25 protein-coding genes, 1 tRNA gene and 1 riboswitch are annotated in these 25,430 nt (G+C 65.4%); of the genes, 16 read left to right on the forward strand and 10 right to left on the reverse strand.

All coding sequences use genetic code 11. The features are described from left to right. Nucleotides 1-68 precede the first annotated feature (68 nt). The 7 genes from NP503_RS22355 to NP503_RS22385 form a co-directional block, all read right to left on the reverse strand. A complete protein-coding gene (locus NP503_RS22355) occupies nucleotides 69-755 on the reverse strand; it encodes an NADH-ubiquinone dehydrogenase (protein WP_127272579.1) in 687 nt (228 codons plus the stop codon). Nucleotides 756-825: 70 nt separating this feature from the next. Further along, on the reverse strand, nucleotides 826-2,130 hold the full coding sequence (gene nuoF, locus NP503_RS22360) for an NADH-quinone oxidoreductase subunit NuoF (protein ID WP_127268495.1): 1,305 nt from the start codon (nucleotides 2,128-2,130) through the stop codon (nucleotides 826-828). A 10-nt stretch (nucleotides 2,131-2,140) separates the two neighbouring features. Continuing rightward, nucleotides 2,141-3,421, reverse strand: coding sequence for an NADH-quinone oxidoreductase subunit E (locus NP503_RS22365; RefSeq protein ID WP_127268494.1), 1,281 nt, complete (start codon nucleotides 3,419-3,421; stop codon nucleotides 2,141-2,143). Further along, nucleotides 3,422-4,612: an NADH-quinone oxidoreductase subunit D gene (locus NP503_RS22370; protein ID WP_127260745.1), complete on the reverse strand. Its 1,191-nt coding sequence runs from the start codon at nucleotides 4,610-4,612 to the stop codon at nucleotides 3,422-3,424. Then, on the reverse strand, nucleotides 4,613-5,215 hold the full coding sequence (locus NP503_RS22375) for an NADH-quinone oxidoreductase subunit C (RefSeq protein ID WP_127268493.1): 603 nt from the start codon (nucleotides 5,213-5,215) through the stop codon (nucleotides 4,613-4,615). Nucleotides 5,216-5,219: 4 nt separating this feature from the next. Beyond that, complete coding sequence (locus NP503_RS22380; RefSeq protein WP_013531090.1) at nucleotides 5,220-5,801, reverse strand: NADH-quinone oxidoreductase subunit B family protein; 582 nt, start codon at nucleotides 5,799-5,801, stop codon at nucleotides 5,220-5,222. Beyond that, nucleotides 5,792-6,157, reverse strand: coding sequence for an NADH-quinone oxidoreductase subunit A (locus NP503_RS22385; protein WP_010910112.1), 366 nt, complete (start codon nucleotides 6,155-6,157; stop codon nucleotides 5,792-5,794). Before NP503_RS22385 ends, NP503_RS22380 begins: the two co-directional genes overlap by 10 nt. Nucleotides 6,158-6,486: 329 nt before the next feature. Between NP503_RS22385 and NP503_RS22390 the strand changes: the two genes are divergently transcribed. The 8 genes from NP503_RS22390 (at nucleotide 6,487) to NP503_RS22425 (ending at nucleotide 16,767) form a co-directional block, all read left to right on the forward strand. Continuing rightward, entirely contained in the window at nucleotides 6,487-7,686 is a 1,200-nt protein-coding gene (locus NP503_RS22390; RefSeq protein WP_127268492.1) for a winged helix-turn-helix domain-containing protein, read from the forward strand. 29 nt (nucleotides 7,687-7,715) lie between these two features. Further along, nucleotides 7,716-7,920, forward strand: a riboswitch (cobalamin riboswitch). 38 nt (nucleotides 7,921-7,958) lie between these two features. Then, nucleotides 7,959-8,387, forward strand: coding sequence for a DUF1636 family protein (locus NP503_RS22395; protein ID WP_127272623.1), 429 nt, complete (start codon nucleotides 7,959-7,961; stop codon nucleotides 8,385-8,387). A 2-nt stretch (nucleotides 8,388-8,389) separates the two neighbouring features. After that, complete coding sequence (cobW, locus tag NP503_RS22400) at nucleotides 8,390-9,442, forward strand: cobalamin biosynthesis protein CobW (RefSeq protein ID WP_127271613.1); 1,053 nt, start codon at nucleotides 8,390-8,392, stop codon at nucleotides 9,440-9,442. Between the two features lie 18 nt (nucleotides 9,443-9,460). Next, nucleotides 9,461-13,090, forward strand: a complete 3,630-nt coding sequence (cobN, locus tag NP503_RS22405; protein ID WP_127373086.1) for a cobaltochelatase subunit CobN — start codon at nucleotides 9,461-9,463, stop codon at nucleotides 13,088-13,090. Beyond that, complete coding sequence (cobG, locus tag NP503_RS22410; RefSeq protein WP_127271904.1) at nucleotides 13,087-14,616, forward strand: precorrin-3B synthase; 1,530 nt, start codon at nucleotides 13,087-13,089, stop codon at nucleotides 14,614-14,616. Before cobN ends, cobG begins: the two co-directional genes overlap by 4 nt. Before the next feature lie 2 nt (nucleotides 14,617-14,618). Then, nucleotides 14,619-15,251, forward strand: a complete 633-nt coding sequence (locus NP503_RS22415; protein WP_127271902.1) for a precorrin-8X methylmutase — start codon at nucleotides 14,619-14,621, stop codon at nucleotides 15,249-15,251. Next, complete coding sequence (locus NP503_RS22420) at nucleotides 15,248-16,006, forward strand: precorrin-2 C(20)-methyltransferase (protein WP_127271900.1); 759 nt, start codon at nucleotides 15,248-15,250, stop codon at nucleotides 16,004-16,006. Before NP503_RS22415 ends, NP503_RS22420 begins: the two co-directional genes overlap by 4 nt. Continuing rightward, complete coding sequence (locus NP503_RS22425; RefSeq protein ID WP_127271898.1) at nucleotides 16,003-16,767, forward strand: precorrin-3B C(17)-methyltransferase; 765 nt, start codon at nucleotides 16,003-16,005, stop codon at nucleotides 16,765-16,767. The genes NP503_RS22420 and NP503_RS22425 overlap by 4 nt, the downstream gene beginning before the upstream one ends. On the opposite strand, the gene NP503_RS22430 is transcribed toward NP503_RS22425, so the two are convergent. Next, nucleotides 16,731-17,492 (reverse strand): cobalt-precorrin-6A reductase, encoded by a 762-nt coding sequence (locus NP503_RS22430; RefSeq protein ID WP_127270798.1) that lies wholly within the window; start codon nucleotides 17,490-17,492, stop codon nucleotides 16,731-16,733. The genes NP503_RS22425 and NP503_RS22430 overlap by 37 nt on opposite strands. Before the next feature lies 1 nt (nucleotide 17,493). On the opposite strand from NP503_RS22430, the gene cbiE reads away from it, so the two are divergent. From cbiE to NP503_RS22470, 8 genes are all read left to right on the forward strand, one after another. After that, nucleotides 17,494-18,735 (forward strand): precorrin-6y C5,15-methyltransferase (decarboxylating) subunit CbiE, encoded by a 1,242-nt coding sequence (cbiE, locus tag NP503_RS22435; protein ID WP_127271896.1) that lies wholly within the window; start codon nucleotides 17,494-17,496, stop codon nucleotides 18,733-18,735. Continuing rightward, entirely contained in the window at nucleotides 18,732-19,118 is a 387-nt protein-coding gene (locus NP503_RS22440; RefSeq protein WP_127270799.1) for a cobalamin biosynthesis protein, read from the forward strand. Before cbiE ends, NP503_RS22440 begins: the two co-directional genes overlap by 4 nt. Continuing rightward, nucleotides 19,115-19,879 carry a precorrin-4 C(11)-methyltransferase gene (cobM, locus tag NP503_RS22445; RefSeq protein WP_127271893.1) on the forward strand — a complete coding sequence of 255 codons (765 nt, stop codon included), beginning with the start codon at nucleotides 19,115-19,117 and terminating at the stop codon, nucleotides 19,877-19,879. Before NP503_RS22440 ends, cobM begins: the two co-directional genes overlap by 4 nt. After that, entirely contained in the window at nucleotides 19,876-20,694 is an 819-nt protein-coding gene (gene cobA, locus NP503_RS22450) for a uroporphyrinogen-III C-methyltransferase (protein ID WP_127271891.1), read from the forward strand. Before cobM ends, cobA begins: the two co-directional genes overlap by 4 nt. Next, nucleotides 20,691-22,004, forward strand: coding sequence for a cobyrinate a,c-diamide synthase (locus tag NP503_RS22455; protein ID WP_127271889.1), 1,314 nt, complete (start codon nucleotides 20,691-20,693; stop codon nucleotides 22,002-22,004). Before cobA ends, NP503_RS22455 begins: the two co-directional genes overlap by 4 nt. Nucleotides 22,005-22,007: 3 nt before the next feature. Next, nucleotides 22,008-22,784: an adenosylcobinamide-GDP ribazoletransferase gene (gene cobS, locus NP503_RS22460; protein ID WP_127268501.1), complete on the forward strand. Its 777-nt coding sequence runs from the start codon at nucleotides 22,008-22,010 to the stop codon at nucleotides 22,782-22,784. A 51-nt stretch (nucleotides 22,785-22,835) separates the two neighbouring features. Then, entirely contained in the window at nucleotides 22,836-23,846 is a 1,011-nt protein-coding gene (gene cobT / locus NP503_RS22465; RefSeq protein WP_127268500.1) for a nicotinate-nucleotide--dimethylbenzimidazole phosphoribosyltransferase, read from the forward strand. An 83-nt stretch (nucleotides 23,847-23,929) separates the two neighbouring features. Next, nucleotides 23,930-24,187 (forward strand): hypothetical protein, encoded by a 258-nt coding sequence (locus NP503_RS22470; protein WP_127268499.1) that lies wholly within the window; start codon nucleotides 23,930-23,932, stop codon nucleotides 24,185-24,187. A gap of 112 nt (nucleotides 24,188-24,299) precedes the next feature. On the opposite strand, the gene NP503_RS22475 is transcribed toward NP503_RS22470, so the two are convergent. Together NP503_RS22475 and NP503_RS22480 are read right to left on the reverse strand one after the other, a co-directional pair. After that, a tRNA-Lys gene (locus tag NP503_RS22475) sits at nucleotides 24,300-24,375 on the reverse strand. 106 nt (nucleotides 24,376-24,481) lie between these two features. Beyond that, nucleotides 24,482-25,390 carry a PhzF family phenazine biosynthesis protein gene (locus NP503_RS22480; RefSeq protein ID WP_127268498.1) on the reverse strand — a complete coding sequence of 303 codons (909 nt, stop codon included), beginning with the start codon at nucleotides 25,388-25,390 and terminating at the stop codon, nucleotides 24,482-24,484. Nucleotides 25,391-25,430 lie beyond the last annotated feature (40 nt).

A 25,430-nucleotide genomic window follows, 5' to 3' on the forward strand; every position in this document is an offset into this window, starting at 1 on the left:
TCAAACCCCTGCGGAGTTCCCGCAATCTCTTTGTCCGGACGCGGTCGAGACCACGTCAGGCATTTCATTCACTTGACGGCGAGCGCCGCCGCTTGGGCTGTCCAATCGTCGCGGCCGATACGGCCGCCGAGCGACAGATAATCCTCGACCCAGGCAACCTCTTGCGGCGTCCATGCCGCGATCTGGGCATAGGTCCAGATACCGAGGCCGTTGAGAACCTTTTCCAGCTTCGGCCCGATGCCCGAGATGGCCTTGAGATCCGCCGGTTTGGCCGGTTTCTCCATGGCGTTGGGCTGCCTGAAATCCTCGGGCATCAGCGCATCGCCGGCGCCGCTTGTCGCCGGAGCGGCGTTGGCGGCCGGCACGGCAGTGGCGGCTTCCTTGGCGGCAATATCGGTGACCTCCCGGGCGAAGGACTGCGCCTCGGCGATCATGCTTTTCGCCGTCGCCCGCGCCTTCGTGGAGGAAGAGTTCGGATCGTCGAACTGCGCGACGCGCGCCTCGAAATCATCGACGATCGGCTGCAGCAGCCGCTGCGAGGCTTCTGCCGCGCCTGAAAGCGCGCCCAGCCAGACGCCGAAAGCATGATTGGCGAGCCCGAGGCCAAGCGCCGACATCGCCGCCGCACCCGCCACAGGATGCACGAAAAGGTTGACGGCGCTGGCCATCTCCTTCGGCATCATCCTGGTCAAGTCCTGGTTCATCTTCTCGATCTGGTCCAAATTGGGCATCAGCGGGTTCGAATACGGCGCCATAGAGTTCTCCTGGTCGTTTCTTCGTTCGCCCCGCCCTTCGCTGCGGACTTTCGCCCGCGTAAACTTTCTTCTATTCCGCCGCCACCATCACAGGCTCGGCCCGGTGCGCATTGCGCGAAAACTCGTCGATGCGCCGCTCCACTTCGCCGCGAAAATGCCGCATCAGGCCCTGGATCGGCCAGGCCGCCGCGTCGCCAAGCGCGCAGATCGTATGGCCTTCGATCTGCTTGGTGACGTCGAGCAGCATATCGATCTCGCGCTTCTGCGCCTCGCCGCGCACCAGCCGTTCCATCACCCGCCACATCCAGCCGGTGCCTTCGCGGCATGGCGTGCACTGGCCGCAGCTCTCGTGCTTGTAGAAGTAGGAAAGCCGCGCGATCGCCTTCACGACATCGGTCGACTTGTCCATGACGATGACAGCCGCGGTTCCAAGGCCGGATTTGAGGTCGCGCAGCGCGTCGAAATCCATCGGCGTGTCGATGATCTGCTCGGCCGGCACCAGCGGCACCGAGGCGCCGCCCGGTATGACCGCCAAAAGATTGTCCCAGCCGCCGCGAATGCCGCCGCAATGCGTCTCGATGAGCTCGCGGAACGGAATCGACATCGCCTCTTCGACCGTGCACGGATTGTTGACGTGGCCGGAGATGCAAAACAGCTTGGTGCCGACATTGTTGGGCCGGCCGAAGGACGAGAACCAGGCCGCTCCTCGGCGCAGGATGGTCGGCGCAACCGCGATCGATTCGACATTGTTGACCGTGGTCGGGCAGCCATAGAGGCCGACATTGGCCGGGAATGGCGGCTTCAGCCGCGGCTGGCCCTTCTTGCCTTCGAGGCTTTCGAGGAGTGCAGTCTCCTCGCCGCAGATATAGGCGCCGGCGCCGTGGTGCATGTAGATGTCGAAATCATAGCCGGAGGTGTTGTTCTTGCCGATCAGCTTGGCCTCATAGGCTTCCTCGATCGCGCGCTGGAGCGCCTCGCGCTCGCGGATGAACTCGCCGCGCACATAGATGTAGGCGGCAATCGCGCCCATGGCGAAGCCGGCAAGCAGCGCGCCCTCGACCAGCGTGTGCGGGTCGTTGCGCAGAATGTCGCGGTCCTTGCAGGTGCCGGGCTCGGATTCGTCGGCGTTGATGACGAGATAGCTCGGCCGGCCATCGCTCTGCTTGGGCATGAACGACCATTTGAGACCGGTCGGGAAGCCGGCGCCGCCGCGGCCGCGCAGGCCCGACGCCTTCATCTCGTTGACGATCCATTCGCGCCCCTTGGCAACGATGCCGGGCGTGTTGTCCCAGGCGCCGCGCGCCATCGCGCCGGCCAGCGACTTGTCGAACAGGCCGTAAATATTGGTGAAGATGCGGTCTTTGTCCTGAAGCATTTTTCGTCCCTCAGACCGGCTTCTTGCCGAAGACGCGGATGTATTCGGCGACGCCACCCTTGGCGAGCGCCTTGGCCTGCTTGACCCAGTCGTCGCGATCGATGCGGCCCTGGAAAGAGAGATAGCCATCCACCCACTCGCGTTCGGCCTTCTTCCACGACGCGACCTGCGCGAAGGTGAAAATGCCGAGCGTATGCAGGATGCCCTCGATCTTGGGGCCGACGCCGGAGATCAGCTTGAGGTCGTCGACCTGTGCCGGTTTATCGATTCCGGCCGGACGGTTTTTGTCCCCGAGCGACGGTTTGGCCGGCTTGGCCGCCGGCACCTTGACCTCCGGCGCCTTGAAGGCGGATGCCGGCTCGGCCTTGGTTATCGGACCGCTGCGCTGCTTGGAAACCTGCTCGACCTTGGAGTCCGCCTTGTTGGCGTTGGCGGCCGAATGCAGCGGCGCGGCAACGCTCGCCGCCTTTTCAACCGCCGGCGCGACCTTGGTTTTTGAAGGCGTCTTCAATGCCGGGCTGGTTTCAGGGGCGTCGGTCTTCGGCTTGCTGGTGTTGGACGGTGCGACAGGGGCCGCGGCCGGCCCCGGCACAGGCGCCGCGATGATCGCGTCGGGCGCCGCCCTGGCGGCCTTGGCGGCCTCCCTGGCCTCCCTTTCGCGGGTCGACTTGAGGATCGCCTTTTCGCTCTTCAGCGTGGTGAGGCCGGAGGCCGGCTCGGAGCCGGTGCGGCCGTTCTGCGGCCCCGGTTCCACCGAAGCACCCTTGCCGGCGTCATAGAGATCAATGATTTCAGCCAGGCGTTCCGGCGTCAGATCCTCGAACGTGTCCTTGAAGATCATGACCATCGGCGCGTTGACGCAGGCGCCAAGGCATTCGACCTCTTCCCAGGACAAGGTGCCCTTGTCGTTGGCGTGGAACTGGTCGTGATGGATTTTGGAGCGGCACACATCCATCAGCGCTTCCGAACCGCGCAGCATGCAGGGCGTGGTGCCGCAGACCTGGATATGCGCACGCGTGCCGACCGGATTCAACTGGTACTGCGTGTAGAAGGTCGCGACTTCGAGCCCGCGGATACGCGGCATGCCGAGCATGTCGGAAATCGTCTCGATGGCCGCCTTCGTCACCCAGCCTTCCTGCTCCTGCGCTATCATCAGCAAGGGAATGATGGCCGACTGCTCACGGCCCTTCGGGTACTTCTTGATCCATTGCTTCGCCGCAGCCGCGTTCGCCCGGTTGAAGGCGAAGGATGCTGGCTGGACGCTGGCTTCTGCGAGACGGCGGACTGACATTTAGCGATCGACCTCACCAAACACGATGTCGAGGGAGCCGAGAACGGCGGTGACGTCGGCCAGCATGTGGCCGCGGCAGAGGAAATCCATCGCCTGCAGATGCGCGAAACCCGGCGCGCGCAGCTTGCAGCGGTAGGGCTTGTTGGAGCCGTCGGAAACGAGATAGACGCCGAATTCGCCCTTCGGCGCCTCGACCGCGGCGTAAACCTCGCCGGCCGGCACGCGATAACCCTCGGTGTAGAGCTTGAAGTGATGGATCAGCGCTTCCATCGAGCGCTTCATCGCCTGGCGCTTGGGCGGCACCACCTTGCCGTCGAGGTTCGACACCGGCCCGGTGCTTTCCTTGCCGAGCAGGAGATCGACGCACTGGCGCATGATCTTCGCAGACTGGCGCATTTCTTCCATGCGCACGAGGTACCGGTCGAAGCAGTCGCCGTTCTTGCCGATCGGAATGTCGAAATCCATTTCCGAATAGCATTCATAGGGTTGCGACTTGCGCAGGTCCCAGGCAGCACCCGAACCGCGCACCATCACGCCCGAAAAACCCCAGGCCCAGGCATCGGCCAGCGAGACGATGCCGATGTCGACATTGCGCTGCTTGAAGATGCGGTTGCCGGTCAGCAGCTGATCGAGGTCGTCGATCGACTTCAGGAACGGGTCGATCCACTTGCCGATGTCCTCGACCAGTTTCTGCGGCAGGTCCTGGTGGACGCCGCCGGGACGGAAATAGGCGGCATGCATGCGCGAACCGGAGGCGCGCTCATAGAACACCATCAGCTTTTCGCGCTCGACGAAGCCCCATAGCGGCGGCGTCAGCGCGCCGACGTCCATCGCCTGCGTCGTCACATTGAGGATGTGCGACATGATGCGGCCGATTTCGCAGTAGAGAACGCGGATCAGCTGGCCGCGCTTCGGCACTTCGATGCCGAGCAGGCGCTCGGCGGCGAGCGCGAAGGCGTGCTCCTGGTTCATCGGCGCGCAATAGTCGAGCCGGTCGAGATAGGGAATCGCCTGCAGGTAGGTTTTGGCCTCGATCAGCTTTTCGGTGCCGCGATGCAAGAGCCCGATATGCGGATCGACGCGATCGACGACTTCGCCGTCCAGCTCCAGCACAAGGCGCAAAACGCCGTGCGCCGCAGGGTGTTGCGGGCCGAAATTGATGTTGAAGTTGCGGACGGAGGTTTCAGCCATTTACTGCTTTGCCTTCTCGTCACCCGGCAGGACGTAATCCGTACCTTCCCACGGGGACAAAAAATCGAAATTGCGGAATTCCTGCTTGAGCTCGACCGGCTCATAGATAACGCGCTTGGCCTCATCGTCGTAGCGCACCTCGACGAAGCCGGTCAGCGGGAAATCCTTGCGCAGCGGATGGCCTTCGAAACCATAGTCTGTCAACAGGCGGCGCAGATCGGGATGGCCCGAGAACAGCACGCCGTAGAGATCATAGGTCTCGCGCTCGAACCAGTCGGCGCCGGGGAACACGCCGGTGATCGACGGCACCATGGTTTCCTCGTCGGCCTGCACCTTGACGCGGATGCGCACATTCTGCTTCGGCGACAACAGATGATAGACGACGTCGAAACGCTTGGCCCGCGACGGATAGTCGGCGCCGCAGACGTCGATGATCGAGATGAACTGGCAGCGCGCATCGTCGCGCAGGAAGGTCATCACCTCGACCAGATCGCGCGGCTCGACATGGATGGTGAGTTCGCCATAGGCGATATCAGCCTCGTTCACGCGGCCGATCAGCTTCTCGCCGAGATAGTTCGACAGTTCGCTCAGGGATGCGGTCATGGATTTACCGTTCGATCGTGCCGGTGCGGCGGATCTTCTTCTGCAAGAGAAGAATGCCGTAGAGCAGCGCTTCGGCGCTCGGCGGGCAGCCGGGCACATAGATATCGACGGGCACGATGCGGTCGCAGCCGCGCACCACCGAATAGGAGTAGTGGTAGTAGCCGCCGCCATTGGCGCAGGAGCCCATCGAGATGACGTAGCGCGGTTCCGGCATCTGGTCGTAGACCTTGCGCAGCGCCGGCGCCATCTTGTTGGTCAGCGTGCCGGCGACGATCATGATGTCGGACTGGCGCGGGGACGCGCGCGGCGCGACACCGAACCGCTCCGAATCATAGCGCGGCATCGAGGTGTGGATCATTTCGACCGCGCAACAGGCGAGGCCGAAGGTCATGAACATCAGCGACCCGCTGCGCGCCCAGGTGATGAGCGCCTCGGTCGAAGTGACCAAAAAGCCCTTGTCGGCCAACTCGTTGTTGATCTCGAGGAAGAAGGGATCGTCCTCCCCCACCGGCCTGCCGGTGTTGGGATCGATAATACCCTTGGGCTTCGGCGCGACGAGGGTGCCTGAACTGTCGTTCAATCCCATTCCAGCGCTCCTTTTTTCCATTCATAGGCAAAGCCGATGGTCAGCACCGCCAAAAACACCATCATCGACCAGAAACCGAGCATGCCGATCTTCGAAAACGACACCGCCCACGGAAACAGGAAGGCCACTTCCAGGTCGAAGATGATGAACAGGATCGACACCAGGTAGAAACGGATGTCGAACTTCATGCGGGCGTCGTCGAACGAGTTGAAACCGCACTCGTAGGCGGAAAGCTTTTCGGGATCGGGATTGCGGTAGGCCACCAGGAAGGGCGCGGCCAGCAGCGCCAGGCCGACAACCAGCGCCACGCCTATGAACAGGACGATGGGCAGGTATGAGCTCAAGAGTGCGTTCATGCTCGGCTTTCCGTTGGCGCAATCCACTTTGATTACAGCACCGGACCCTAATGCGGAAGCGTGACAGTTTAACCGCTGAACCGTTTTAAGGGCCTATGCTGCAACGCGGCGAGGGTTAGCGCAGCACTTCCAGCGAAGCAAGTCAAACCTTGTTCAAAACACCGACCTGGACGGCATATCGCGGCAAACTGGTCCGATCCGCTCCTGTTTGATTTCCTTCGCTTTTTACTCCACTTTTCTCTCCTGACATGGATGCAGCCAAAACCCTGCTAGCATGGGTTGGAATCAGCCATTCGACCCTCGGTCAAACACTTCAAAGTGATGCCTGCATGAAGGAAAAGATCTCGCTCCCCACGGCCCGTCGCATCGCGCTTGCCGCCCAGGGGTTTCTCGATCCCCGCCCGACCGGCACGCCCGACCGCCGGCATTTTGCCCGCACCCTCTCCCGCACCGGCCTGCTGCAGATCGATTCCGTCAGCGCGGTGGTGCGCGCTCATTATATGCCGCTCTATTCGCGCCTTGGTCCCTACCCGTTCTCGCTGCTCGACAACGCGGCCGTGACGCGTAAGCGCACGGTTTTCGAATACTGGGCGCACGAGGCGTCCTTCCTGCCGGTCGAGACCTACCCGCTGATGCGCTGGCGCATGCAGCGCGCCGAGCGCGGCGACGAAATGTATCTGGGCCTCGCCAAATGGGGCCGCGAGCACGCCGCCTATATCGAAGAGATTTACCGCCAGGTCGCCGAGCGCGGCCCGATTGCCGCTTCCGCGCTCGAAGGCCAGAAAGGCTCGGGCGGCTGGTGGGGCTGGAGCCACGCCAAGCATGCCTTCGAATGGCTGTTCTGGGCCGGACGCATCACCACGGCGCACCGTCGCGGGTTCGAGCGCTTCTATGATCTGCCCGAGCGCGTGCTGCCGCAGGCGGTCCTCGACCTCCCAGTGCCCACGCCTGAGGACGCGCACCGCGAATTGCTGCGCATTTCCGCCCGCGCCCACGGCGTGGCGACTTCAGGCGATTTGCGCGATTATTTCCGCCTGTCGCCGGCCGATATGAAAGGCCGGTTGGAGGAACTGGTTGAAACCGGCGAATTGCTGCCGATGCGCGTCGAAGGCTGGGACAAGCCGGCCTATCTTCACCGGGATGCCCGCCTGCCGCGCAAAGTCGAGGCCCGCGCCCTGCTGGCGCCGTTCGATCCTGTCGTCTTCGAACGCTCGCGCACAGAGCGGCTGTTCGACTTCCACTACCGCATCGAGATCTACACGCCGGCCGACAAGCGGCAATACGGCTACTATGTCCTGCCGTTCCTGCTCGGCGACAGGATCGTGGCACGCGTCGACCTCAAGGCAGATCGTCCGGCCAGCGTGCTGCGGGTCCATGCGGCCTACGCCGAGCCCAAGGCGTCACCTGAAACCGCTGCAGAACTGTTCGAGGAATTGAAGCAGATGCAGGGCTGGCTCGGGCTCGAACGCATGGAAGTGACCCCGGCCGGCGATTTGGGTCCGGCGCTGGCCGACATCGCCATGTCGTAAGCTCGCGTTGACACCGCCGCTCGCAAAAGCCTAAATCCGGTTCAGATGGTCTCTTGCCCGCAACGGCAAGAGCTAAGAGGGAATGCGGTGCGGGGCAAAATCCCAAATCCGCGGCTGTCCCCGCAACTGTAAGCGAAGAGCCAAGGCCGAAAGCCACTGGGAGTTCCCGGGAAGGCGGCTACCCAAGGCGATGACCCGCGAGCCAGGAGACCTGCCGTCTGCGACTTTAGAATCCGATCGCCCGGCGGGTTTCCGGGCAAGGAGCCCGATCTTTGGACCACGACAGCAGTTTTTCGGCTGGCACAGCGGATATTTCGTCCGGCCATGATGATGCCTTGGCCGGCGTCACCATCATTGTCTGCGCCTCCTGCCGCAATGAGACCGGCTCCGACGCCCATCCCCGCGCCGGCGAATTGCTGGCGGAGGATACGCGCCGCGCCGCATCTGGCGACGACATCCGCATCCGCAGCGTCGAATGCCTTGGCAATTGCAAGCGGCGCCTCAGCGCCGCCATCCTGCGCGACGGCTGCTGGAGCTATGTCTTTGGCGACCTGACCGAGACCAGCGGCGCCGACCTCGTCACCGGAGCCAAGCTTTTCGCCACCTCGACCGACGGTCTCATTCCCTGGCGTGGCCGTCCCGATAGCCTGAAGCGCGGCCTCGTTGCCCGCATCCCTCCCCTCGACATGCTGAAGGACTGACCATGACTGCCCCAGATTCGCCTGCGAACCTCTCCCGCGTTCCCTGCACCGTCGTCACCGGCTTCCTCGGCGCCGGCAAGACGACGCTGGTCCGCCATCTCCTGGAAAACGCCGGCGGCAAGCGCATTGCCATCATCGTCAACGAATTCGGCGACATCGGCATTGACGGCGAGATCCTGAAGGGCTGCGGCATCGACACCTGTCCGGAGGAAAATATCGTCGAACTGGCCAATGGCTGCATCTGCTGCACCGTCGCCGACGATTTCGTCCCGGCGCTCGACCGTATTCTCGCGCTGACGCCGAGGGTCGACCACATCCTGATCGAGACATCGGGCCTGGCGCTGCCCAAGCCGCTGGTCCAGGCCTTTCAATGGCCGAGCGTGAAGAGCCGCGTCACAGTCGACGGCGTCATCGCCGTGGTCGACGGGCCGGCATTGGCCGAGGGCCGCGTCGCCAACGACATGGACGCCCTGCAGGCGCAGCGCGCCGGGGACGAGACGCTCGACCATGACGATCCGGTGGAAGAAGTGTTCGAGGACCAGATCGCCTGTGCCGACCTGATCATCCTGTCGAAAAGCGACCTGATGGACGCCGCCGGTACCGCCCGCGCCAACGCCATCATTGGCGAACACTCCGCCCGCGCGGTGAAGATCGTGCCGACGTCGCATGGCAAGGTCGATCCCTCGGTGCTGCTCGGGCTCGGTCTGGCCGTCGAGGACGACATCGAAAACCGCAAGTCCCACCATGACGGCGCGTTCGACCATGAGCATGACGACTTCGACACCTTCATTGTCGACATTGCCTCGATCGCCAATCCCGATGAACTGGCGAAGCGCGTCGCCACCGTCGCCGAAGAAGAGAACGTGCTGCGCGTAAAAGGCTTCGTCGAGGTCGGCGGCAAGCCGATGCGGCTCTTGCTGCAGGCCGTCGGGCCGCGCGTCAATCATTACTATGACCGCGCCTGGACCGCGCAGGACGACCGCCGTTCGCGCCTCGTCGTCATCGGCCTGAAGGGGCTGAACCGCCCGGCGATCGAGCGTATACTCGCCGGCTGATTTCGGACACGGGTCGCGATGCACATCCTCACCACGACATCCGCCTCGCTCGACGACCTCGCCGAGCCGGTCGATCTGCGGCAGACGCCGGCGGATATCGTGGCCCTGTCCTTCACCGACAGCGACCTCGCCGGACTGGCGGCAGCCTGGAAGGCCGATGCCGGCCGCCTGCCCTCGATGCGGCTGGCCGCACTGCGTGACCTGCGCCATCCGATGTCCGTCGACCTCTGGGTCGACAGCGTCGCCCGCCACGCCAAGATCATCCTGGTGCGCATCCTCGGCGGCTACGACTGGTGGCGCTACGGCTGCGACCAGCTCGCCTCGACTGCCCGCGAACGCGGCATAAAACTGGCGCTGCTGCCCGGCGAATGCCGCGACGAGGACCTGCGCCTGATCGAAGCCTCGACGCTGCCGCGCGAGCAGTTGGACGGCCTGCTCGACTATTTCCGCGAGGGCGGCCCGGCGAATATGAGCGCGCTGGTGCGGAGGCTGGCACGGCTGGCGGGACAGGATGCGCCTTTCATCGAACCGGTCGCCGTGCCCAAAGCTGGCTACTACGAACCCGGCCGCGGCGTCGTCCCCCTCCCCCTCGAGGGGAGGGTCCGGCCGCAGGCCGGGGGTGGGGTCCTCTCCGAGGCGCGCCGACTCAAAGAAACGCCGCGTCCGGTCGTACCGACCCCACCCGGCCCTGCGGGCCACCCTCCCCTCGAGGGGGAGGGAAAGGTCGTGCCTATCCTGTTCTACCGCTCGATGCTGCTGGCCGCCGATGTCGCGCCAATCGACGCACTTTTTGAAGCTCTGCGACAGCGCGGCATCAACCCGGTCCCCATCTTCGTCTCCACCCTCAAGGACCCGGCATCCCTGGCCTTCGTGGAAACAGCACTCGCCTCACTGAAACCCGCCGCCATCGTCACCGCTACCGCTTTCGCGTCCGGTGCCGAACCGGGCAATGAGACCTTGTTCGACCGCGCCGGCGTGCCGGTCTTCCAGGTCATCGTCGCCACCACCCGCCGCGACATCTGGGAGAGCAACCAGCGCGGCCTGGCGCCCGCCGACCTTGCCATGCATGTCGTGCTGCCCGAGCTCGACGGCCGCATCCTGGCCGGCGCCATTTCCTTCAAGGGCGAGAGCGAGATCGATCCAGCACTTGGCCACCGCGCTTTCGCCAACCGGCCGGAACCGGATCGCGTGGCGCAAGTGGCTGACCGCGTCGCGGCCTTTATCCGCCTGCAGGAGACGCCCCGCGCCGAGCGCAAGCTGGCGATCCTGATGCCGGATTATCCCAGCGCCCCCGGCCGCACCGGCTATGCCGTCGGCCTCGACGTGCCGTCCAGCGTGCTGGCCATTCTGCATGACCTGAAGGGACAGGATTATGGTGTTGAGGGAATTCCGGAGACGCCGCGTGGGTTGCTGGATTTGCTGGAAGCCAGCGATACTGGATTGGCCTTAGATAACTACATTGCCTTCTCGACGGAGTTGCCGACTGCGGCAATCGCTGCGGTCGAAGCCGCTTGGGGGAAGGTGGAAGATGAGACGGGTCTGCGCGAGGCGCCCCCCTCTGTCCGGCCGGACATCTCCCCCTCAAGGGGGGAGATTGCGCTGTCATTACCGGTTTCGCCAACCTCCAGTGTTGCAGGAGAGGGCGGAGCGTCAAAACTGCCAATCTCCCCCCTTGAGGGGGAGATGTCCGGCAGGACAGAGGGGGGCGCCTCGCGCCGAAGTTTCCCCTTCCGCGCCACCACCTTCGGCAACGTCACCATCGCCCTCGCCCCGGATCGCGGCCGCTCCGCCGACCGCCGCGCCGACTACCACGATCCGACGCTGCCCCCGCGCCATGCGCTGATCGCCTTCGGCCTGTGGCTGCGAAAGTCGCTCGGCGTCCACGCGCTGGTCCATGTCGGCGCGCATGGCACGCTGGAATGGCTGCCGGGCAAGACCGTTGCGCTTTCGGAGAACTGCTTTCCCGAGATCGTCACCGGCGCCTTGCCCGTCGTCTATCCCTTCATCGTCTCCAACCCAGGCGAAGCGGCGCAAGCCAAGCGCCGCATCGCCGCCGTCACCCTTGGTCATCTGCCACCGCCGCTGACCGGCGCCGGGCTCGACGAAAACCAACACAAGCTCGAGCGGCTGGTCGATGAATACGCCCAGGCCGACGGGCTCGACCGCCGCCGCCGAGATCGTCTGGCGAAGCTGATCGTCGACACCGCGCAAAAGACCGGTTTCGCCTCCGAAGCCGGCGTCGCCACGACCGACGCACCCGACGAAGCGTTGCGCCGCATCGACGCCTGGCTCTGCGACCTCAAGGATTTTGCCATCAAGGATGGGCTGCATATCTATGGCCGCGCCCCTGAGGATGAGCCCGACGCCATGCGGCGACAAAGCGCTGACGCCGAGAAAGCGGCGCTGCTCGCCGCGCTTGATGGCCGCCACGTCAAGGCCGGTCCAGCCGGGGCGCCCGCGCGTGGCCGCTCGGACGTCTTGCCCACCGGCCGCAATCTGTTCACCTCGGACCCGCGCACCATGCCGACGCCGACCGCCTATGATCTGGGCAAGGCAGCGGCGGAGGAAGTCGTGCGCGGCTACATGCAATCGCACGGCGACTGGCCGCGCTCGCTGGTCATCGATCTCTGGGGCTCGGCTTCGCTGCGCACCGGCGGCGAGGAAATCGCGCAAGGCCTGGCTCTGATGGGCTGCCGGCCGCAATGGGATTCGGCGACCGGCCGCATCACCGGCATCGAGGTATTGCCGCCGGCGCCGCTCGGAAGGCCACGCGTCGATGTCACCTGGCGCATATCAGGCCTGTTCCGCGATATGTTCCCGACCCAGATCGCGCTGATCGATGCCGCCGCCAACGCGGTTGCCGCCCGCGACGAGGAGGATTCGGAAAACCCGCTCGCGGCCAAAACCCGCGCTGACGGCAAGATCAGCCCGCGCATCTTCGGCACCTCGCCCGGCACGTACGGCGCCGGCGTCGAGGATATCTTGTCCTCCGGCAACTGGGCGGCGCGCGAAGAAATCGGCCGCGCCTATCTCGACGCCACATCGCACGCCTATGGCGGCGCAGAAGGCGAAGGCATCTCGGTGCCCGGCGCCTTCGAAACCCGCATCGCCGAGGCCGATCTTCTCGTCCACACCGGCGACGACCCCGGCCGCGACATCCTCGAAGGCTCCGCCGACGTCGCCTTCATCGGCGGCTTTTCCGCAGCCCTTGCGGCGCTCGGCAGGAATGCCGACGTCATCGTGCTCGACACCACGGACCCGCAAAAGCCCAAGCCGCGTTCGCTCAGTGAGGCCGTATCGCGGGTGGTGCGCGCCCGTGCCGTCAATCCTCGCTTCATATCGGGACAGATGCGCCACGGCCCGCGTGGCGCCTCCGAATTTGCCGAAACCGTCGACCGCCTGGTCGGCTTCGCCGAAACCACGCACGCCATTTCGGGCACGCTGATCGAGGCAGTGCACGATGCCTATCTCGGCGATCCCATGGTCCGCGCCTTCATCCTGCGCGAGAACCCCGCCGCTGCCAAGGTCATCGCCCAGCGCTTCCTGTCGGCGCGCCGGCGTGGCCTCTGGCATCCCCTGCGCAACTCCGTCGATGACGATCTCACCGCCCTGATTGCCGAAGCAGAAGCGCTTGGGGTGGCGGCATGAACGCCTTCTCACGCCGCGGCGCCTGCCCGGCCTTGTCGGCGCCGATGCAGACCGGCGACGGGCTTTTGGTGCGGCTCAATCCGGTTGCTGGAGGCCCGTCTTCTGGAGGTCCGACTTCTGGAGGCCCGACTTCTGGAGGATTGTCGCCGAAGCTTTTGATCGGGTTAGCCGAATCCGCCTTGCGGCATGGCAATGGCATCATGGAAGTCACCGCGCGCGGCAGTCTGCAGATACGTGGGCTGACGACGGACAGCGCGATGCTGCTGGCGGCGGAGGTCGATGCGCTTGATATCGCGGTGCGCACCGGCGTGCCAGTCGAGACCGGCCCGCTGGCTGGCATCGATCCGCAAGAGATTGCCGATCCCCGGCCACTGGCTGAACGGATCAGGGCTGCAATCGAAGAAGCTGGGCTTGCGCAACGGTTGGGGCCGAAGGTTTCGGTGATTGTCGATGGCGGTGGGCAACTTGGGCTGGATTCGGTGACGGCCGATGTTCGGCTTGCTGCAACGCGCAGTGGTGCGAGAATCCAATGGCAGGTGTCTGTCGCGGGTGACGGGCAGAATGCGAAGCCGCTAGCGTTTGCTGATGAAGGTGCGGCTCGCGACATCGCCGTCGCGGCTCTAAGAATGATTGCCGAAAAAGGCCGTGAGGCCCACGCAAGGGATCTGTCGGAGAGACAATTGGCTTCTCTCGCAGGCTGGCATTCTACGGCGCCCCCCTCTGTCCTGCCGGACATCTCCCCCTCCAGGGGGGAGATTGGCAGCTTCACCGCAGGCTCCCCTCTTGCAGCATCGACAGTTGGCGAACGCGGCTCTCCAAGCGCAATCTCCCCCCTGGAGGGGGAGATGTCCGGCAGGACAGAGGGGGGCGCCGTAGAGCACTCTCGCCGGCCAATTGGCTTCTTCAATGTAAGCCACGCCACCGCCCTCGGCATCGCCCTCCCCTACGGCAGCATGCCGGCCGACAAGCTAATCGCTCTCGCCCAACACGCCCTCTCCCTCAACACAACCGAAATCCGCCTAGCCCCCGGCCGCGCCCTGCTCTTCCTCGGTCAGCCACCGGCAGCCAACCAACCCCTCCAACACACCGCCACCGCCCTCGGCTTCGTCACCGCCCCCACCGACCCGCGCACGCGCATTGCCGCTTGCCCCGGCACGCCGGCCTGCGCCTCCGGCCGCATTGCCACGCGCGAGATCGCCGAGACGATTGCCGCTGAAAACGCCGACATCCTCGACTTCACGCTGCACATTTCCGGCTGCGCCAAGGGCTGCGCCCATCCCGGCCCGACAGCCCTAGCGATTGTCGGCGGCGAAAACGGAGCCGGACTTGTCGTGAACGCGACGGCAAAGGCCCTTCCTGCGGGCTACAGGCCGGGCTATGACGCCGCGCGCGGCATCCGCCGCGTCGCGGCAATGATCCGCAGCGCACGATATCAAGGCGAGACTGCCGCTGCTTGCCTGACAAGGCTCGGGCCGGCCGGTATCGCCGAGGCTTACCGACAGGCCCAAACTGAAAAACGGAAATGAGCATGGCCGCCTACGACTACATCCATGACGGCACGGCGATCTACGAGCGCTCCTTCGCCATTATCCGCGCCGAGGCCGATCTGTCGCGCTTCTCCGAGGCCGAGGCCGATGTCGCCATCCGCATGATCCATGCCTGCGGCCAGGTCGAATCTTCAAGTCATTTTGTGTTCTCCACGGATTTGGTTGCCGCTGCCCGCACCGCTTTGGCGGCGGGCGCGCCAATTTTCTGCGACGCGGAAATGGTCTCGCATGGCGTCACCCGCGCCAGGCTGCCGGCCGGCAACGAGGTGATCTGCACCTTGCGCGATCCGCGCACGCACGACATCGCCAGGGAAATCGGCAACACCCGCTCGGCCGCCGCGATCGATTTGTGGGGCGAGCGCATGGCGGGCTCGGTGGTTGCCATCGGCAATGCACCGACCGCGCTGTTCTATCTATTGGAAAAACTGCGCGACGGCGCGCCGAAGCCTGCGGCCATCATCGGCATGCCGGTCGGCTTCGTCGGTGCTGCCGAATCGAAGGACGCGCTGGCCGAGAATTCCTACGGCGTTCCCTTTGCCATCGTGCGTGGCCGGCTCGGTGGCAGCGCCATGACCGCCGCCGCGCTCAATTCATTGGCGAGGCCCGGCCTGTGAACGCCCTTCCCAAAGGTCGTCTCGTCGGCGTCGGCACCGGTCCCGGCGACCCCGAACTGCTGACCCTGAAAGCCGCGCGGGCCTTGGCGGAAGCCGATGTCGTGGCCTATTTCGCCAAGCGCGGCAACAACAGCAATGCGCGCGCCATCGTCGAAGCGCAGTTCCGGCCTGAAATGACGGAATTGCCGCTGCTCTATCCCGTCACCACCGAAATCGACAAGGATCACGACGACTACCGCTCGCAGATCACGACTTTCTACGAGGAGTCCGCCGAGAAGGTCGCCGAGCACCTCCAGGCAGGCAAGATGGTTGCGGTGCTGTCCGAGGGCGACCCGCTTTTCTACGGCTCCTACATGCATCTGCATGTGCGCCTCGCCCATCGCTTCCCCACCGAAGTCATTCCCGGCGTAACCGCTATGTCCGGCTGCTGGTCGCAGACTGGTATCCCGATCGTCCAGGGCGATGACGTGCTGACCGTGCTGCCCGGCACGATGAGCGAGTTCGAGCTGACGCGCCGGCTGGCTGACACCGATGCCGCCGTCATCATGAAGGTCGGCCGTAACCTGCCAAAGATCAGGCGGGCGCTGGAGGCTACGGCCAAGCTGTCGCGCGCCGTCTATGTCGAGCGCGGCACCATGGCCGGCAGCGTGTCGATGAAGCTGGCCGACAAGCCGGACGACAAGGCGCCCTATTTCGCCATCGTGCTGGTCGCCGGCTGGTCCGGCCGCCCCGGCGCCGTGGGAGCGCAGGCATGAGCGGCCGTCTCACTGTCATCGGCCTTGGGCCCGGCAATGCCGATCAAGTCACTCCGGAAGCCAGCCGCGCCGTCGCCGAGGCGAAATTCTTTTACGGCTACAAACCGTATCTCGACCGGCTGGAATTGCGCCCGGAACAGACCCGCGTCGCTTCCGACAATCGCGAGGAACTCGCCCGCTCCAAGGACGCACTGATCAAAGCCGCCGAGGGCCACGACGTCGCGGTGGTTTCCGGTGGCGACCCCGGCGTGTTCGCCATGGCGGCGGCCGTCTGCGAGGCGATCGAGGCCGGCCCGGCCGAATGGCGCGCGGTCGATGTCGCTGTGGTGCCCGGCATCACCGCCATGCTGGCGGTCGCCGCCCGCATCGGCGCGCCGCTCGGCCATGATTTCTGCGCCATCTCGCTGTCCGACAATCTGAAGCCATGGGAGTTGATCGAACTGCGCCTGCTGGCGGCGGCCGGCGCCGGCTTCGTCATCGCGCTCTATAACCCGATCAGCAAGGCGCGCCCCTGGCAGCTCGGCCGCGCCTTCGAATGCCTGACCGCGATCCTGCCTGGTACCACACCAGTGATTTTCGGCCGCGCCGCCGGCCGCCCGGATGAGCGCATCGAGGTCTATCTGCTGGCCGATGTCGAGGCAGAGAAGGCCGACATGGCGACCTGCATCATCATCGGCTCGCCGGAGACCCGCATCATCAAGCGCGCGGAGAAGCCGGCGCTGGTCTACACGCCGCGCTCGTCCACGGGACGGACAAAATGATCGACCAACACGGTCAGCGCTTCAACGCTTTCAGCCGCGGGAACATCCGGCAAGACTGGCCGTTGGATCATGACCACCTCGAGGCCAAGCGCCCGCGCCGCGGCGATCTTGCCATAAGTCGCTTCGCCGCCGCTGTTCTTGGACACGACGACATCGATGCGTTGCTTTTCGAGCAGCGCGCGTTCCTCCGCCTCACGAAACGGGCCACGGGCCAGAAGATAGCTCGCATCCGGCACGGCAAGCTTGGGCTCGATCGCGTCGACGCTGCGGACGAGATAATGATGCTGGGGCGCAGCTTCGAAAGCAGCGACCTCTTGCCGGCCCAGCGCCAGGAAAACACGGCGCGGCGCCAGTCCAAGCGCTCGCGCGGCATCGCCGGATGTAATGACCTCAGTCCAGCGGTCGCCTTCGACAGGCTCCCAGCCGGGGCGTCGCAGCGCAAGGATCGGCACACCGGCCACGCGGGCGGCTTGCGCCGCATTGGCGGAGATCTGCGCCGCATAGGGGTGCGTCGCGTCGATCAGCAGGTCGATAGGCTCTTTCCGCAAATAATCGGCCAATCCATCGGCACCGCCAAAGCCCCCCGTTCGCACCGGCACGCCTTGCGCGACCGGGCTTTCAGTGCGGCCAGCCAGCGACAGCGTGACCGAGGCGCGCGCCGCCAGTTTTCCGGCCAGTTGCCGGGCTTCGGTGGTGCCGCCGAGGATCAGAATACGGTGGGTCATCATGCCTGCTGAAGGTCCGCGCGGTGCCAAGCTCACCCCAAAATGGCTCACAATCGTCGGCATCGGCGAGGACGGTTTAGCGGGTCTCGGCGACGAGGCCAAGCAGCGGATTGCCGAGGCGGAGATCATCTTCGGCGGCAAGCGGCACCTGGCGCTGGTCGCTTCCTTCGCCAAGGGCGAGGCGCGCGCCTGGCCGGTTCCTTTCGATGCCGAGATGGCTGACGTGCTGGCGCTTGCCGACAGGCGCGTCTGCGTGCTCGCTTCAGGCGATCCGTTCTTCCACGGCGTCGGCGCCACCCTCGCCCGCAAGGTCAAGCAACAGGAGATGCATGTCATCCCCGCACCGTCGGCCGTTTCGCTGGCGGCCGCGCGCCTTGGCTGGGCGCTGCAGGACATCGAGACCGTCTCGCTGCACGGCCGGCCGCTCGACCTGATCCGGCCGCTGCTGCAGCCACGCGCGCGCATTTTGGCACTGACCTCGGATGCCGAAGCCCCCGCTGCAATAGCGCGCCTGCTCACCGAACTCGACTTCGGCGCATCGCGGCTGACGATCCTGGAGGCCTTGGGTGGGCCAAGCGAGGACCACCGCACGATCCGCGCCGATGCCTTCGATCTCGAAAACATCAATCCGCTCAACGTGCTGGCGGTCGAAGTTGAATCCGGTCCGGACGCGCGCGTCCTGCCGCTCACATCAGGCCTTGCCGATCATCTGTTCGACCATGACGGCCAGATCACCAAGCGCGAGATCCGCGCGATCACCCTGTCGGCGCTGGCGCCGAAACGCGGCGAATTGCTGTGGGACATCGGCGCCGGTTCCGGTTCCATCGGCATCGAATGGATGTTGGCCCACCCTTCGATGCGCGCCATTGCCATCGAGGCCGATCCGATCCGCGCCGCCCGCATTGGCCGCAACGCCGCCGCCTGTGGCGTTCCCGGCCTTGTCGTGGTGGAAGGCAGCGCGCCCAGGGCACTTGCCAGGCTGGACACGCCGGACGCGATCTTCATCGGCGGCGGCGGCAGCGATGCCGGCGTGCTGAATGCTGCCATCAAGGCGCTGCGCCCGGGCGGCCGTCTCGTGGCAAATGCGGTGACGCTGGAGATGGAAGCCTTGCTCCTCGCCCAGCATACCAAGCTCGGCGGCGATCTCACCCGCATCGCCATCTCTCGCGCATCGCCGGTCGGCGCGATGCAGGCCTGGCGGCCGGCCATGCCAGTGACCCAATGGAGCTGGGTGAAGCCATGATGGTCGCGGGCATCGGCAGCCGAAAAGGCGTGAGCGTCGAAGACGTGCTTGCCGCGATCGAAACCGCGCTGGAGACTCATGGCCTGACGATGACGGCGCTTTCGGCACTGGCGACTGCCGAGTTCAAGAAGGATGAAGAAGCGATCGCCGCCGCTGGCCGCGTGCTGAGTCTTCCGGTCATCGTCGTCGATGACGCCACGCTTCAGGCCGCCTCGTCGGACACGCTCAGCCATTCCGACCTCTCGCAGGATGTTGCCGGAACCTCATCGGTTTCCGAGGCATCCGCCCTTGCCGTCGTCGGCAAAGGCGCCAGACTGCTTGGCCCGCGCACGGTGCTCGGCCCGGTCACCTGCGCGATCGCCATCAGTGGAGATGCGCCATGACCGTCCATTTCATCGGCGCCGGTCCCGGTGCCGCCGACCTCATCACGCTGCGCGGCGCGAGGCTGCTGGCAAGCTGCCAGGTCTGCCTGCATGCCGGCTCGATCGTCGCGCCCGAATTGCTACAGCACTGCGCGCCGGGAACAAAGCTGATCGACACCGCGCCGATGTCGCTCGACGAGATCGAGGCCGAGTATGTCGCGGCCCACAAATCGGGCCATGATGTCGCCCGCCTGCATTCCGGCGACCTGTCGGTGTGGAGCGCCGTCGCCGAGCAGATCCGCCGGCTGGAAAAGCATGGCATTCCCTACACGCTGACGCCGGGCGTCCCCTCCTTCGCCGCTGCCGCCGCCGCATTGCGCCGCGAACTGACCATTCCTGAAGTCGCGCAAAGCCTGGTGCTGACCCGCATCTCCGGACGCGCATCAAAAATGCCGCCCGGCGAAACGCTGGCCGGCTTCGGCCGCACCGGCGCCACGCTGGCCATTCATCTGGCCATCCACGCCATCGACCGCGTCGTTGCCGAGCTGACGCCGCATTATGGCGGGGATTGCCCGGTGGCGGTCGTCTTCCGCGCCTCCTGGCCGGACGAGCGTGTGCTGACCGGCACGCTGGCGACCATCGAGGCGCTGCTCGCCGCCGATCCGATGGAGCGCACGGCGATCATCTTCGTCGGCCGCTCGCTGGCAGCCGAAGGTTTTGGCGAGAGTTCATTATACGACGCCCACTACCAGCGGCGTTTTCGCGGACGGGACGGATTGTGAGCGGCAGCAACAAAAACACCGGCGAAAACGCTACGCTCGAAAAAGCCTTGTCCCGGCTGAACTTCAAGCCGCGCCAGCTGGAGCCTGGCCATGTCTGGCTGGCCGGCGCCGGCCCCGGCGACCCCGGTTGCCTGACGCTCGAAGTGCTGGCGGCTTTGGCCGAGGCGGATGCGCTGGTCTACGACGCGCTGGTCTCATCCGATGTCGTCGCCGTTGCCGAAAATGCCGAGCTTTTCTTTGCTGGCAAGCGCGGCGGCAAACCGTCGATGAAACAGGATGACATCACCGCCCTTTTGGTGCGGCTGGCGCGCGACGGCCGCCGCGTCGTCAGGCTGAAGGGCGGCGATCCCTATATTTTCGGCCGCGGCGGCGAAGAAGCCCTGGCGCTGGCGCATGAAAACATCCCGTTCCGCGTGCTGCCAGGCCTGACCTCGGGCCTCAGCGCTCTGGCCGCGACCGGCATCCCGGCCACCATGCGCGGCATCAACAAGGCGGTGATCCTGGCCACCGGCCACGCCGCCGGCACCGATGACGATCTCGATTGGGCGGCAATCGCCCGCACCGGCCAGCCTGTCGTCGTTTATATGGGCATGGCCAACCTGCCTTTGATCGCGGCGGCACTGCTCGACGGCGGGCTGGCGCCGTCGACACCGGCGGCAGTGATCGTCGCCGCAACGACGCCGCAGGAACGAACCGTCGTCGCAACGCTCGCCACCATTGCCGAGGAAGCCGCGGCCGCCGGTCTCGCCTCGCCGGCGCTGATCGTCGTTGGCGGGATCGTTGCCATGCGCGCGGCACTGGCGGGACAAGCATGACGGCCCGCGCCATCATCATCGGCGCGCCGCGCTCCGGCTCCGGCAAGACCAGCGTCACCATCGGCATTTTACGCGCGCTCACCCGGCGTGGGCTGAAGGTGCGAGGCGCCAAATCCGGCCCCGACTATATCGACCCCGGCTTCCACACCGCCGCCACGGGACTGTCGGGCGTCAATCTGGACAGCTGGGCGATGCCGCCATCGCTGCTCAACGCACTCGCCGCGCAAGCCGCCGACGACACCGATTTCGTCATCCTCGAAAGCGCCATGGGCCTGTTCGACGGCATTCCGGCCTCGCCGGGGCGCACCGGGTCAGCCGCAGACTTGGCTCGGCTCTACGGCCTGCCGGTGCTGCTGGTGCTCGACGTCTCCGGCCAGTCGACCACCGCGGCCGCCGTCGCCAAGGGCTTTGCCACCTACGATCCGGATGTACGCATGGCCGGTGTAGTGCTCAACCGGTTGGGCAGCGAGCGGCACCGCCGGCTGTCGGGCGACGCCATCGAGGCGATCGGCCTGCCAGTCGTCGGCGCCATCCTGCGCGATCCCACGCTGAACCTGCCCGAACGCCATCTCGGCCTCGTCCAGGCCGGCGAATATGACGACCTGATGGCGCATCTCGACCGGCTGGCCGACATGGCGGAGAAATCGCTCGACCTCGATGCGATCATGGCCCTGGCGACACCCTTCACCCCGGCGTCTGGCGGCTTCACCGACGCACTGGCGCCGCCCGGCCAGCGGATCGCACTGGCCGAGGATGCCGCCTTCACCTTCCTCTATCCGCATGTCGCCGCCTACTGGCGCAAGGCCGGCGCCGAAATCGTCCCGTTCTCGCCGCTCGCCGACGAAGCGCCCGACGAGGCTTGCGATGTCTGCTGGCTGCCGGGCGGCTATCCCGAGCTTCACGCCGGCAAGCTCGCCGCCGCCGCGACTTTCCGCGCCGGGATGACCCGTTTCGCCACGACGAAGCCCATCCACGGCGAGTGCGGTGGCTTCATGGTGCTGGGCGAAGCGCTGGAGGACGCGTCGGGCGAAACGCATGCGATGCTCGGCCTGCTCGGCCATTCCACCAGCTTCGCCAAACGCAAGATGAACCTCGGCTATCGCGAGGCGCGGCTGCGCGCCGATTGCCCGCTGGGCTCGGCTGGGGCGCTGATTCGCGGCCACGAATTCCACTATGCGCAGATGACGGCCACCGGCAATGACGAACCGCTCGCCGACCTTGCCGATGGCCAGGGCAATCCGATAGGCGCCTCGGGCTACCGGCGCGGCCATGCCAGCGGCACCTTCTTCCATGCCATTGCGAGGGGCTAGAGCATGAAGTTCAGGAACCTGGCTCTTTCCCCACGGCAGGTCGTCGACGACACCGCGCTTTGCCTGGTCTTCTTCACCCGTCTGCCGCTGCCCGTCTTCGATTTTCGCGGCCGCAGCCTTGCCGCCGCAATCTGGGCAGCCCCCATCGCCGGACTTGTCGTCGGCCTGATCGGCGCCATCGTCTTTGCCACGGCCGAACGGTTTGGCCTGGCCATGGGGCCAGCGGCGGCCCTTGCTCTCGTGGCAACCGTGCTCACCACCGGCTGCCTGCATGAGGACGGGCTGTCCGACGTCGCCGACGGCTTTGGCGGCGGCAAATCACGCGGCCGCAAACTCGAGATCATGCGCGACAGCCGCATCGGCGCCTATGGTGCCATGGCGCTGGGCCTGTCGCTGCTGATCCGCTGGAGCGCGCTGTCGGAGTTCGTCGATCCCACTCAGGCCCTCTTCGCCCTCATAGCCGCACACGCGGCCTCGCGCGGCCTGCTTGGCGCCTTCATGCATCTCTTGCCTCCAGCGCGAGTCGATGGCCTCTCGGCCGATGCCGGCACCGTCTCGCAGGAAACCGCCATCGCCGGCGCCGTGCTCGGCGCGATCCCGCTGCTCCTGCTCGGGCTCGGCGGAGCCATCTTCGCGCTGATCCTGCTTGGCCTGCTGTTTGCCGCGTTCCGCGCCCTTTGCCTCAACCAGATCGATGGCCAGACCGGCGACACGATCGGCGCCTTGCAGCAGGCAAGCGAGATCGCGGTGCTGCTCGTCGCTTCCGTAGCGCTTTCCTGATCCCCTGGCCTGATTCTCTTGGCCTGATTCCTTTTCGGAGACTTTGCCCCCATGCCCTTCAAATCCCTTAGTGAATTGCGCGCCGCCTGCCTCGACCTACCGGCCGGCAGCGATGCCGCGGCCAATGCGGTCGCCCGCCGCCAGGACACGCTGACCAAGCCGCAAGGCAGCCTCGGCCGGCTGGAGACCATCGCCGCCTGGCTGGCGCGCTGGCAGGGCCGCGACATGCCGAAACTCGACCGCGTCAAGGTTTTCGTATTCGCCGGCAACCATGGCGTCACCGCGCAAGGCGTGTCGGCCTATCCCTCGGAAGTCACCGTGCAGATGGTGGCGAATTTCGCCGGCGGCGGCGCCGCCATCAACCAGCTTGCCCGCATGGCCGGCGCCGAACTCGATGTCATCCCACTCGATCTCGACCATCCGACTGGCGACTTCACCCAAGTGCCGGCGATGGACGACAAGGCATTTCTCGCGGCTGTCTCCGCCGGGTATGACGCCGTGACAAACGACCTCGACCTGATCTGCTTCGGCGAAATGGGCATCGGCAACACCACGCCGGCCGCCGCCATTTCGGCTGCCCTGTTCGGCGGTGGTGCTGAAAAATGGACCGGACGCGGCACCGGCGTCGACGACGCCGGCCTCAAGCGCAAGGTGGTCGCCATCGAAGCCGGGCTGAAGCGTCACGCCGCCGCCCTTGCTGACCCGCTCGCTCTCGCTGCCGCGCTTGGCGGCCGCGAACTCGCCGCCATCTTCGGCGCCACGCTGGCCGCCCGCCATCTGGGCATCCCCGTGCTGCTCGACGGCTTCGTCTGCACCGCCGCCGCAGCCCCACTGGCAAAGATGCACCCAACCGGCCTCGCCCACACAATCGCCGCTCACGTTTCGGCCGAATCGGGCCATCGCGGCCTGCTCGAAGCCCTCGGCCTGCCGCCGCTGCTCGATCTCGGCATGCGGCTCGGCGAAGGCTCCGGCGCCTGCCTCGCCGTCAACATCGTCCGCTCGGCGCTGGAGTGCCATGCCCGCATGGCGAGTTTTGCCGAGGCTGGCGTTTCGGAGAAGTAGTTATCCATTCCCCGTATCGGCCGTCATCGTCACGACAAAAGAAGCATCTTCCGGCAACGGCGATTCTCAAATAGATTCTGCCTATGAAAAAACTTCATCCCGTCGCAGCTGCAGTGTCTATCGCCGTGGCGGTTGCTGTTGTGCTCCGTCACAGCAGCTATTCAAGTCATGGCCCGATCGATACCGGCATTTTCGTTGTCTTCCTGGTCTTCTTCTGGTGGCTCATCAGCGATTTCTCCGGGGGAAAAGACGGAATTGGCGCCAACGAAGCTGCAGTCGGGGAAAAGAGCATTGCTTTTCGACTCGGCCGGTTTCTGAGCCGCATTTTTCAACGCGGCTGAATCGCCACGAGATCCGGATAGCGCGGTTAAAGAATCACGGTCAGACAGCCTGCCCGAGACGCACCAAACGCGTCTCGCTTTGAGGGTCTTTCCACCAACTCTTCTAGGAATTTGGTGGGTGCGCACAGGATTGAACTGTGGACCCGCTGATTAAGAGTCAGCTGCTCTACCAACTGAGCTACGCACCCACTCGGCCGGCAAAAACCGGCGTTGGCGGGCATATAGCCGCCACCACCGGTCCTGTCCAGCCCTGCCGGAATCATTTCCCGACAAATCGACCGAGCATGCGTTCGATCAGATGAACAGCTTGCCCTCCGCCACCTTGATCGCGTTGCCGCCAATACGCGCCGAGGCCAGTTTTCCGCCTTGCACGGTCAGTTCGAGGCGGATGCGCGAAGGCCGGCCCATCTCCAGCCCCTGCTCGATCCACAGCTGCGAAATGCCGTCGGTCGGCGCGTCGAAATGCATGATGGCGCCGGCAAAGGCCGCAGCCGCCGAGCCGGTCGCCGGATCCTCGTAGGAAGGCGTGCCGGGCACGATCATGCGCACATGGAAGGCGCTTTCGTGGTTCACCGTCTCGCGGCAGTAGACATAGGGGCTGGCGAAGGCCCACTCGCTCTTGCGCGGCGCCAGTTCCGACCAGGCCTGGTTGTCCAGCCGGATGCGGCCCGCCGCCTCGAGATTGGCAACTGGAATGGTGACGTAGGGCACGCCGGCCGACCAGAACGCGACGCGGTGATTCTCGAAGCCGATCTCGTGCGGCGTCAGCCCAAGCGCCGCACCGATCGCCTCCGGATCGGCTTCGAGCTTCAGCGGCTCCGGCAGCTTCGCCAGGTCGAACTCGGCAAAAGTGTTGCCGTCATGCTTGCTGACGGCGCACCGCACCGGGCCGATGTTTTCCTCCAGCACGAAGATGCCGGCGCCGCCCTCCTCAGCCAGTTCGGCCAGCGCGATCGCGGCGCCGACCGTCGGATGGCCGGCGAACGGCATTTCATAGTCGGGCGTGAAGATGCGAATGCGGTTTCTGTGCTTGGGATTGTCCGGCGGCAGCACGAACACCGATTCCGACAGATTGAATTCGCGCGCGATGGCCTGCATCGCCGCCGTGTCCAATCCCTTGCTGTCCAGCACGACGGCCAAGGGATTGCCGGCCAGTCGCTCGGTCGTAAACACATCGTAGAGCAAGTAATTCCGGGTTTTCATTCCTGCCTCAATCCCAACATGGGCGAAATTTAATTTGATA

This window comes from Mesorhizobium sp. SEMIA396 (genome assembly GCF_024518615.1).
Classification (GTDB): domain Bacteria; phylum Pseudomonadota; class Alphaproteobacteria; order Rhizobiales; family Rhizobiaceae; genus Mesorhizobium.

What these genes read in the sequence shown, in the direction of transcription:
- cobT (WP_127268500.1), top strand. Translation starts at nt 22,836, where the DNA reads ATGCCCTTCAAATCCCTTAGTGAATTGCGCGCCGCCTGCCTCGACCTA.
- NP503_RS22385 (WP_010910112.1), bottom strand. Translation starts at nt 6,157, where the DNA reads ATGAACGCACTCTTGAGCTCATACCTGCCCATCGTCCTGTTCATAGGC.
- NP503_RS22430 (WP_127270798.1), bottom strand. Translation starts at nt 17,492, where the DNA reads ATGACCCACCGTATTCTGATCCTCGGCGGCACCACCGAAGCCCGGCAA.
- NP503_RS22415 (WP_127271902.1), top strand. Translation starts at nt 14,619, where the DNA reads ATGGCCGCCTACGACTACATCCATGACGGCACGGCGATCTACGAGCGC.
- cobS (WP_127268501.1), top strand. Translation starts at nt 22,008, where the DNA reads ATGAAGTTCAGGAACCTGGCTCTTTCCCCACGGCAGGTCGTCGACGAC.
- cobN (WP_127373086.1), top strand. Translation starts at nt 9,461, where the DNA reads ATGCACATCCTCACCACGACATCCGCCTCGCTCGACGACCTCGCCGAG.
- NP503_RS22480 (WP_127268498.1), bottom strand. Translation starts at nt 25,390, where the DNA reads ATGAAAACCCGGAATTACTTGCTCTACGATGTGTTTACGACCGAGCGA.
- cbiE (WP_127271896.1), top strand. Translation starts at nt 17,494, where the DNA reads ATGCCTGCTGAAGGTCCGCGCGGTGCCAAGCTCACCCCAAAATGGCTC.
- NP503_RS22470 (WP_127268499.1), top strand. Translation starts at nt 23,930, where the DNA reads ATGAAAAAACTTCATCCCGTCGCAGCTGCAGTGTCTATCGCCGTGGCG.
- NP503_RS22370 (WP_127260745.1), bottom strand. Translation starts at nt 4,612, where the DNA reads ATGGCTGAAACCTCCGTCCGCAACTTCAACATCAATTTCGGCCCGCAA.
- NP503_RS22380 (WP_013531090.1), bottom strand. Translation starts at nt 5,801, where the DNA reads ATGGGATTGAACGACAGTTCAGGCACCCTCGTCGCGCCGAAGCCCAAG.
- NP503_RS22455 (WP_127271889.1), top strand. Translation starts at nt 20,691, where the DNA reads ATGACGGCCCGCGCCATCATCATCGGCGCGCCGCGCTCCGGCTCCGGC.
- NP503_RS22425 (WP_127271898.1), top strand. Translation starts at nt 16,003, where the DNA reads ATGAGCGGCCGTCTCACTGTCATCGGCCTTGGGCCCGGCAATGCCGAT.
- nuoF (WP_127268495.1), bottom strand. Translation starts at nt 2,130, where the DNA reads ATGCTTCAGGACAAAGACCGCATCTTCACCAATATTTACGGCCTGTTC.
- NP503_RS22390 (WP_127268492.1), top strand. Translation starts at nt 6,487, where the DNA reads ATGAAGGAAAAGATCTCGCTCCCCACGGCCCGTCGCATCGCGCTTGCC.
- cobW (WP_127271613.1), top strand. Translation starts at nt 8,390, where the DNA reads ATGACTGCCCCAGATTCGCCTGCGAACCTCTCCCGCGTTCCCTGCACC.
- cobG (WP_127271904.1), top strand. Translation starts at nt 13,087, where the DNA reads ATGAACGCCTTCTCACGCCGCGGCGCCTGCCCGGCCTTGTCGGCGCCG.
- NP503_RS22440 (WP_127270799.1), top strand. Translation starts at nt 18,732, where the DNA reads ATGATGGTCGCGGGCATCGGCAGCCGAAAAGGCGTGAGCGTCGAAGAC.
- NP503_RS22365 (WP_127268494.1), bottom strand. Translation starts at nt 3,421, where the DNA reads ATGTCAGTCCGCCGTCTCGCAGAAGCCAGCGTCCAGCCAGCATCCTTC.
- NP503_RS22375 (WP_127268493.1), bottom strand. Translation starts at nt 5,215, where the DNA reads ATGACCGCATCCCTGAGCGAACTGTCGAACTATCTCGGCGAGAAGCTG.
- NP503_RS22355 (WP_127272579.1), bottom strand. Translation starts at nt 755, where the DNA reads ATGGCGCCGTATTCGAACCCGCTGATGCCCAATTTGGACCAGATCGAG.
- cobM (WP_127271893.1), top strand. Translation starts at nt 19,115, where the DNA reads ATGACCGTCCATTTCATCGGCGCCGGTCCCGGTGCCGCCGACCTCATC.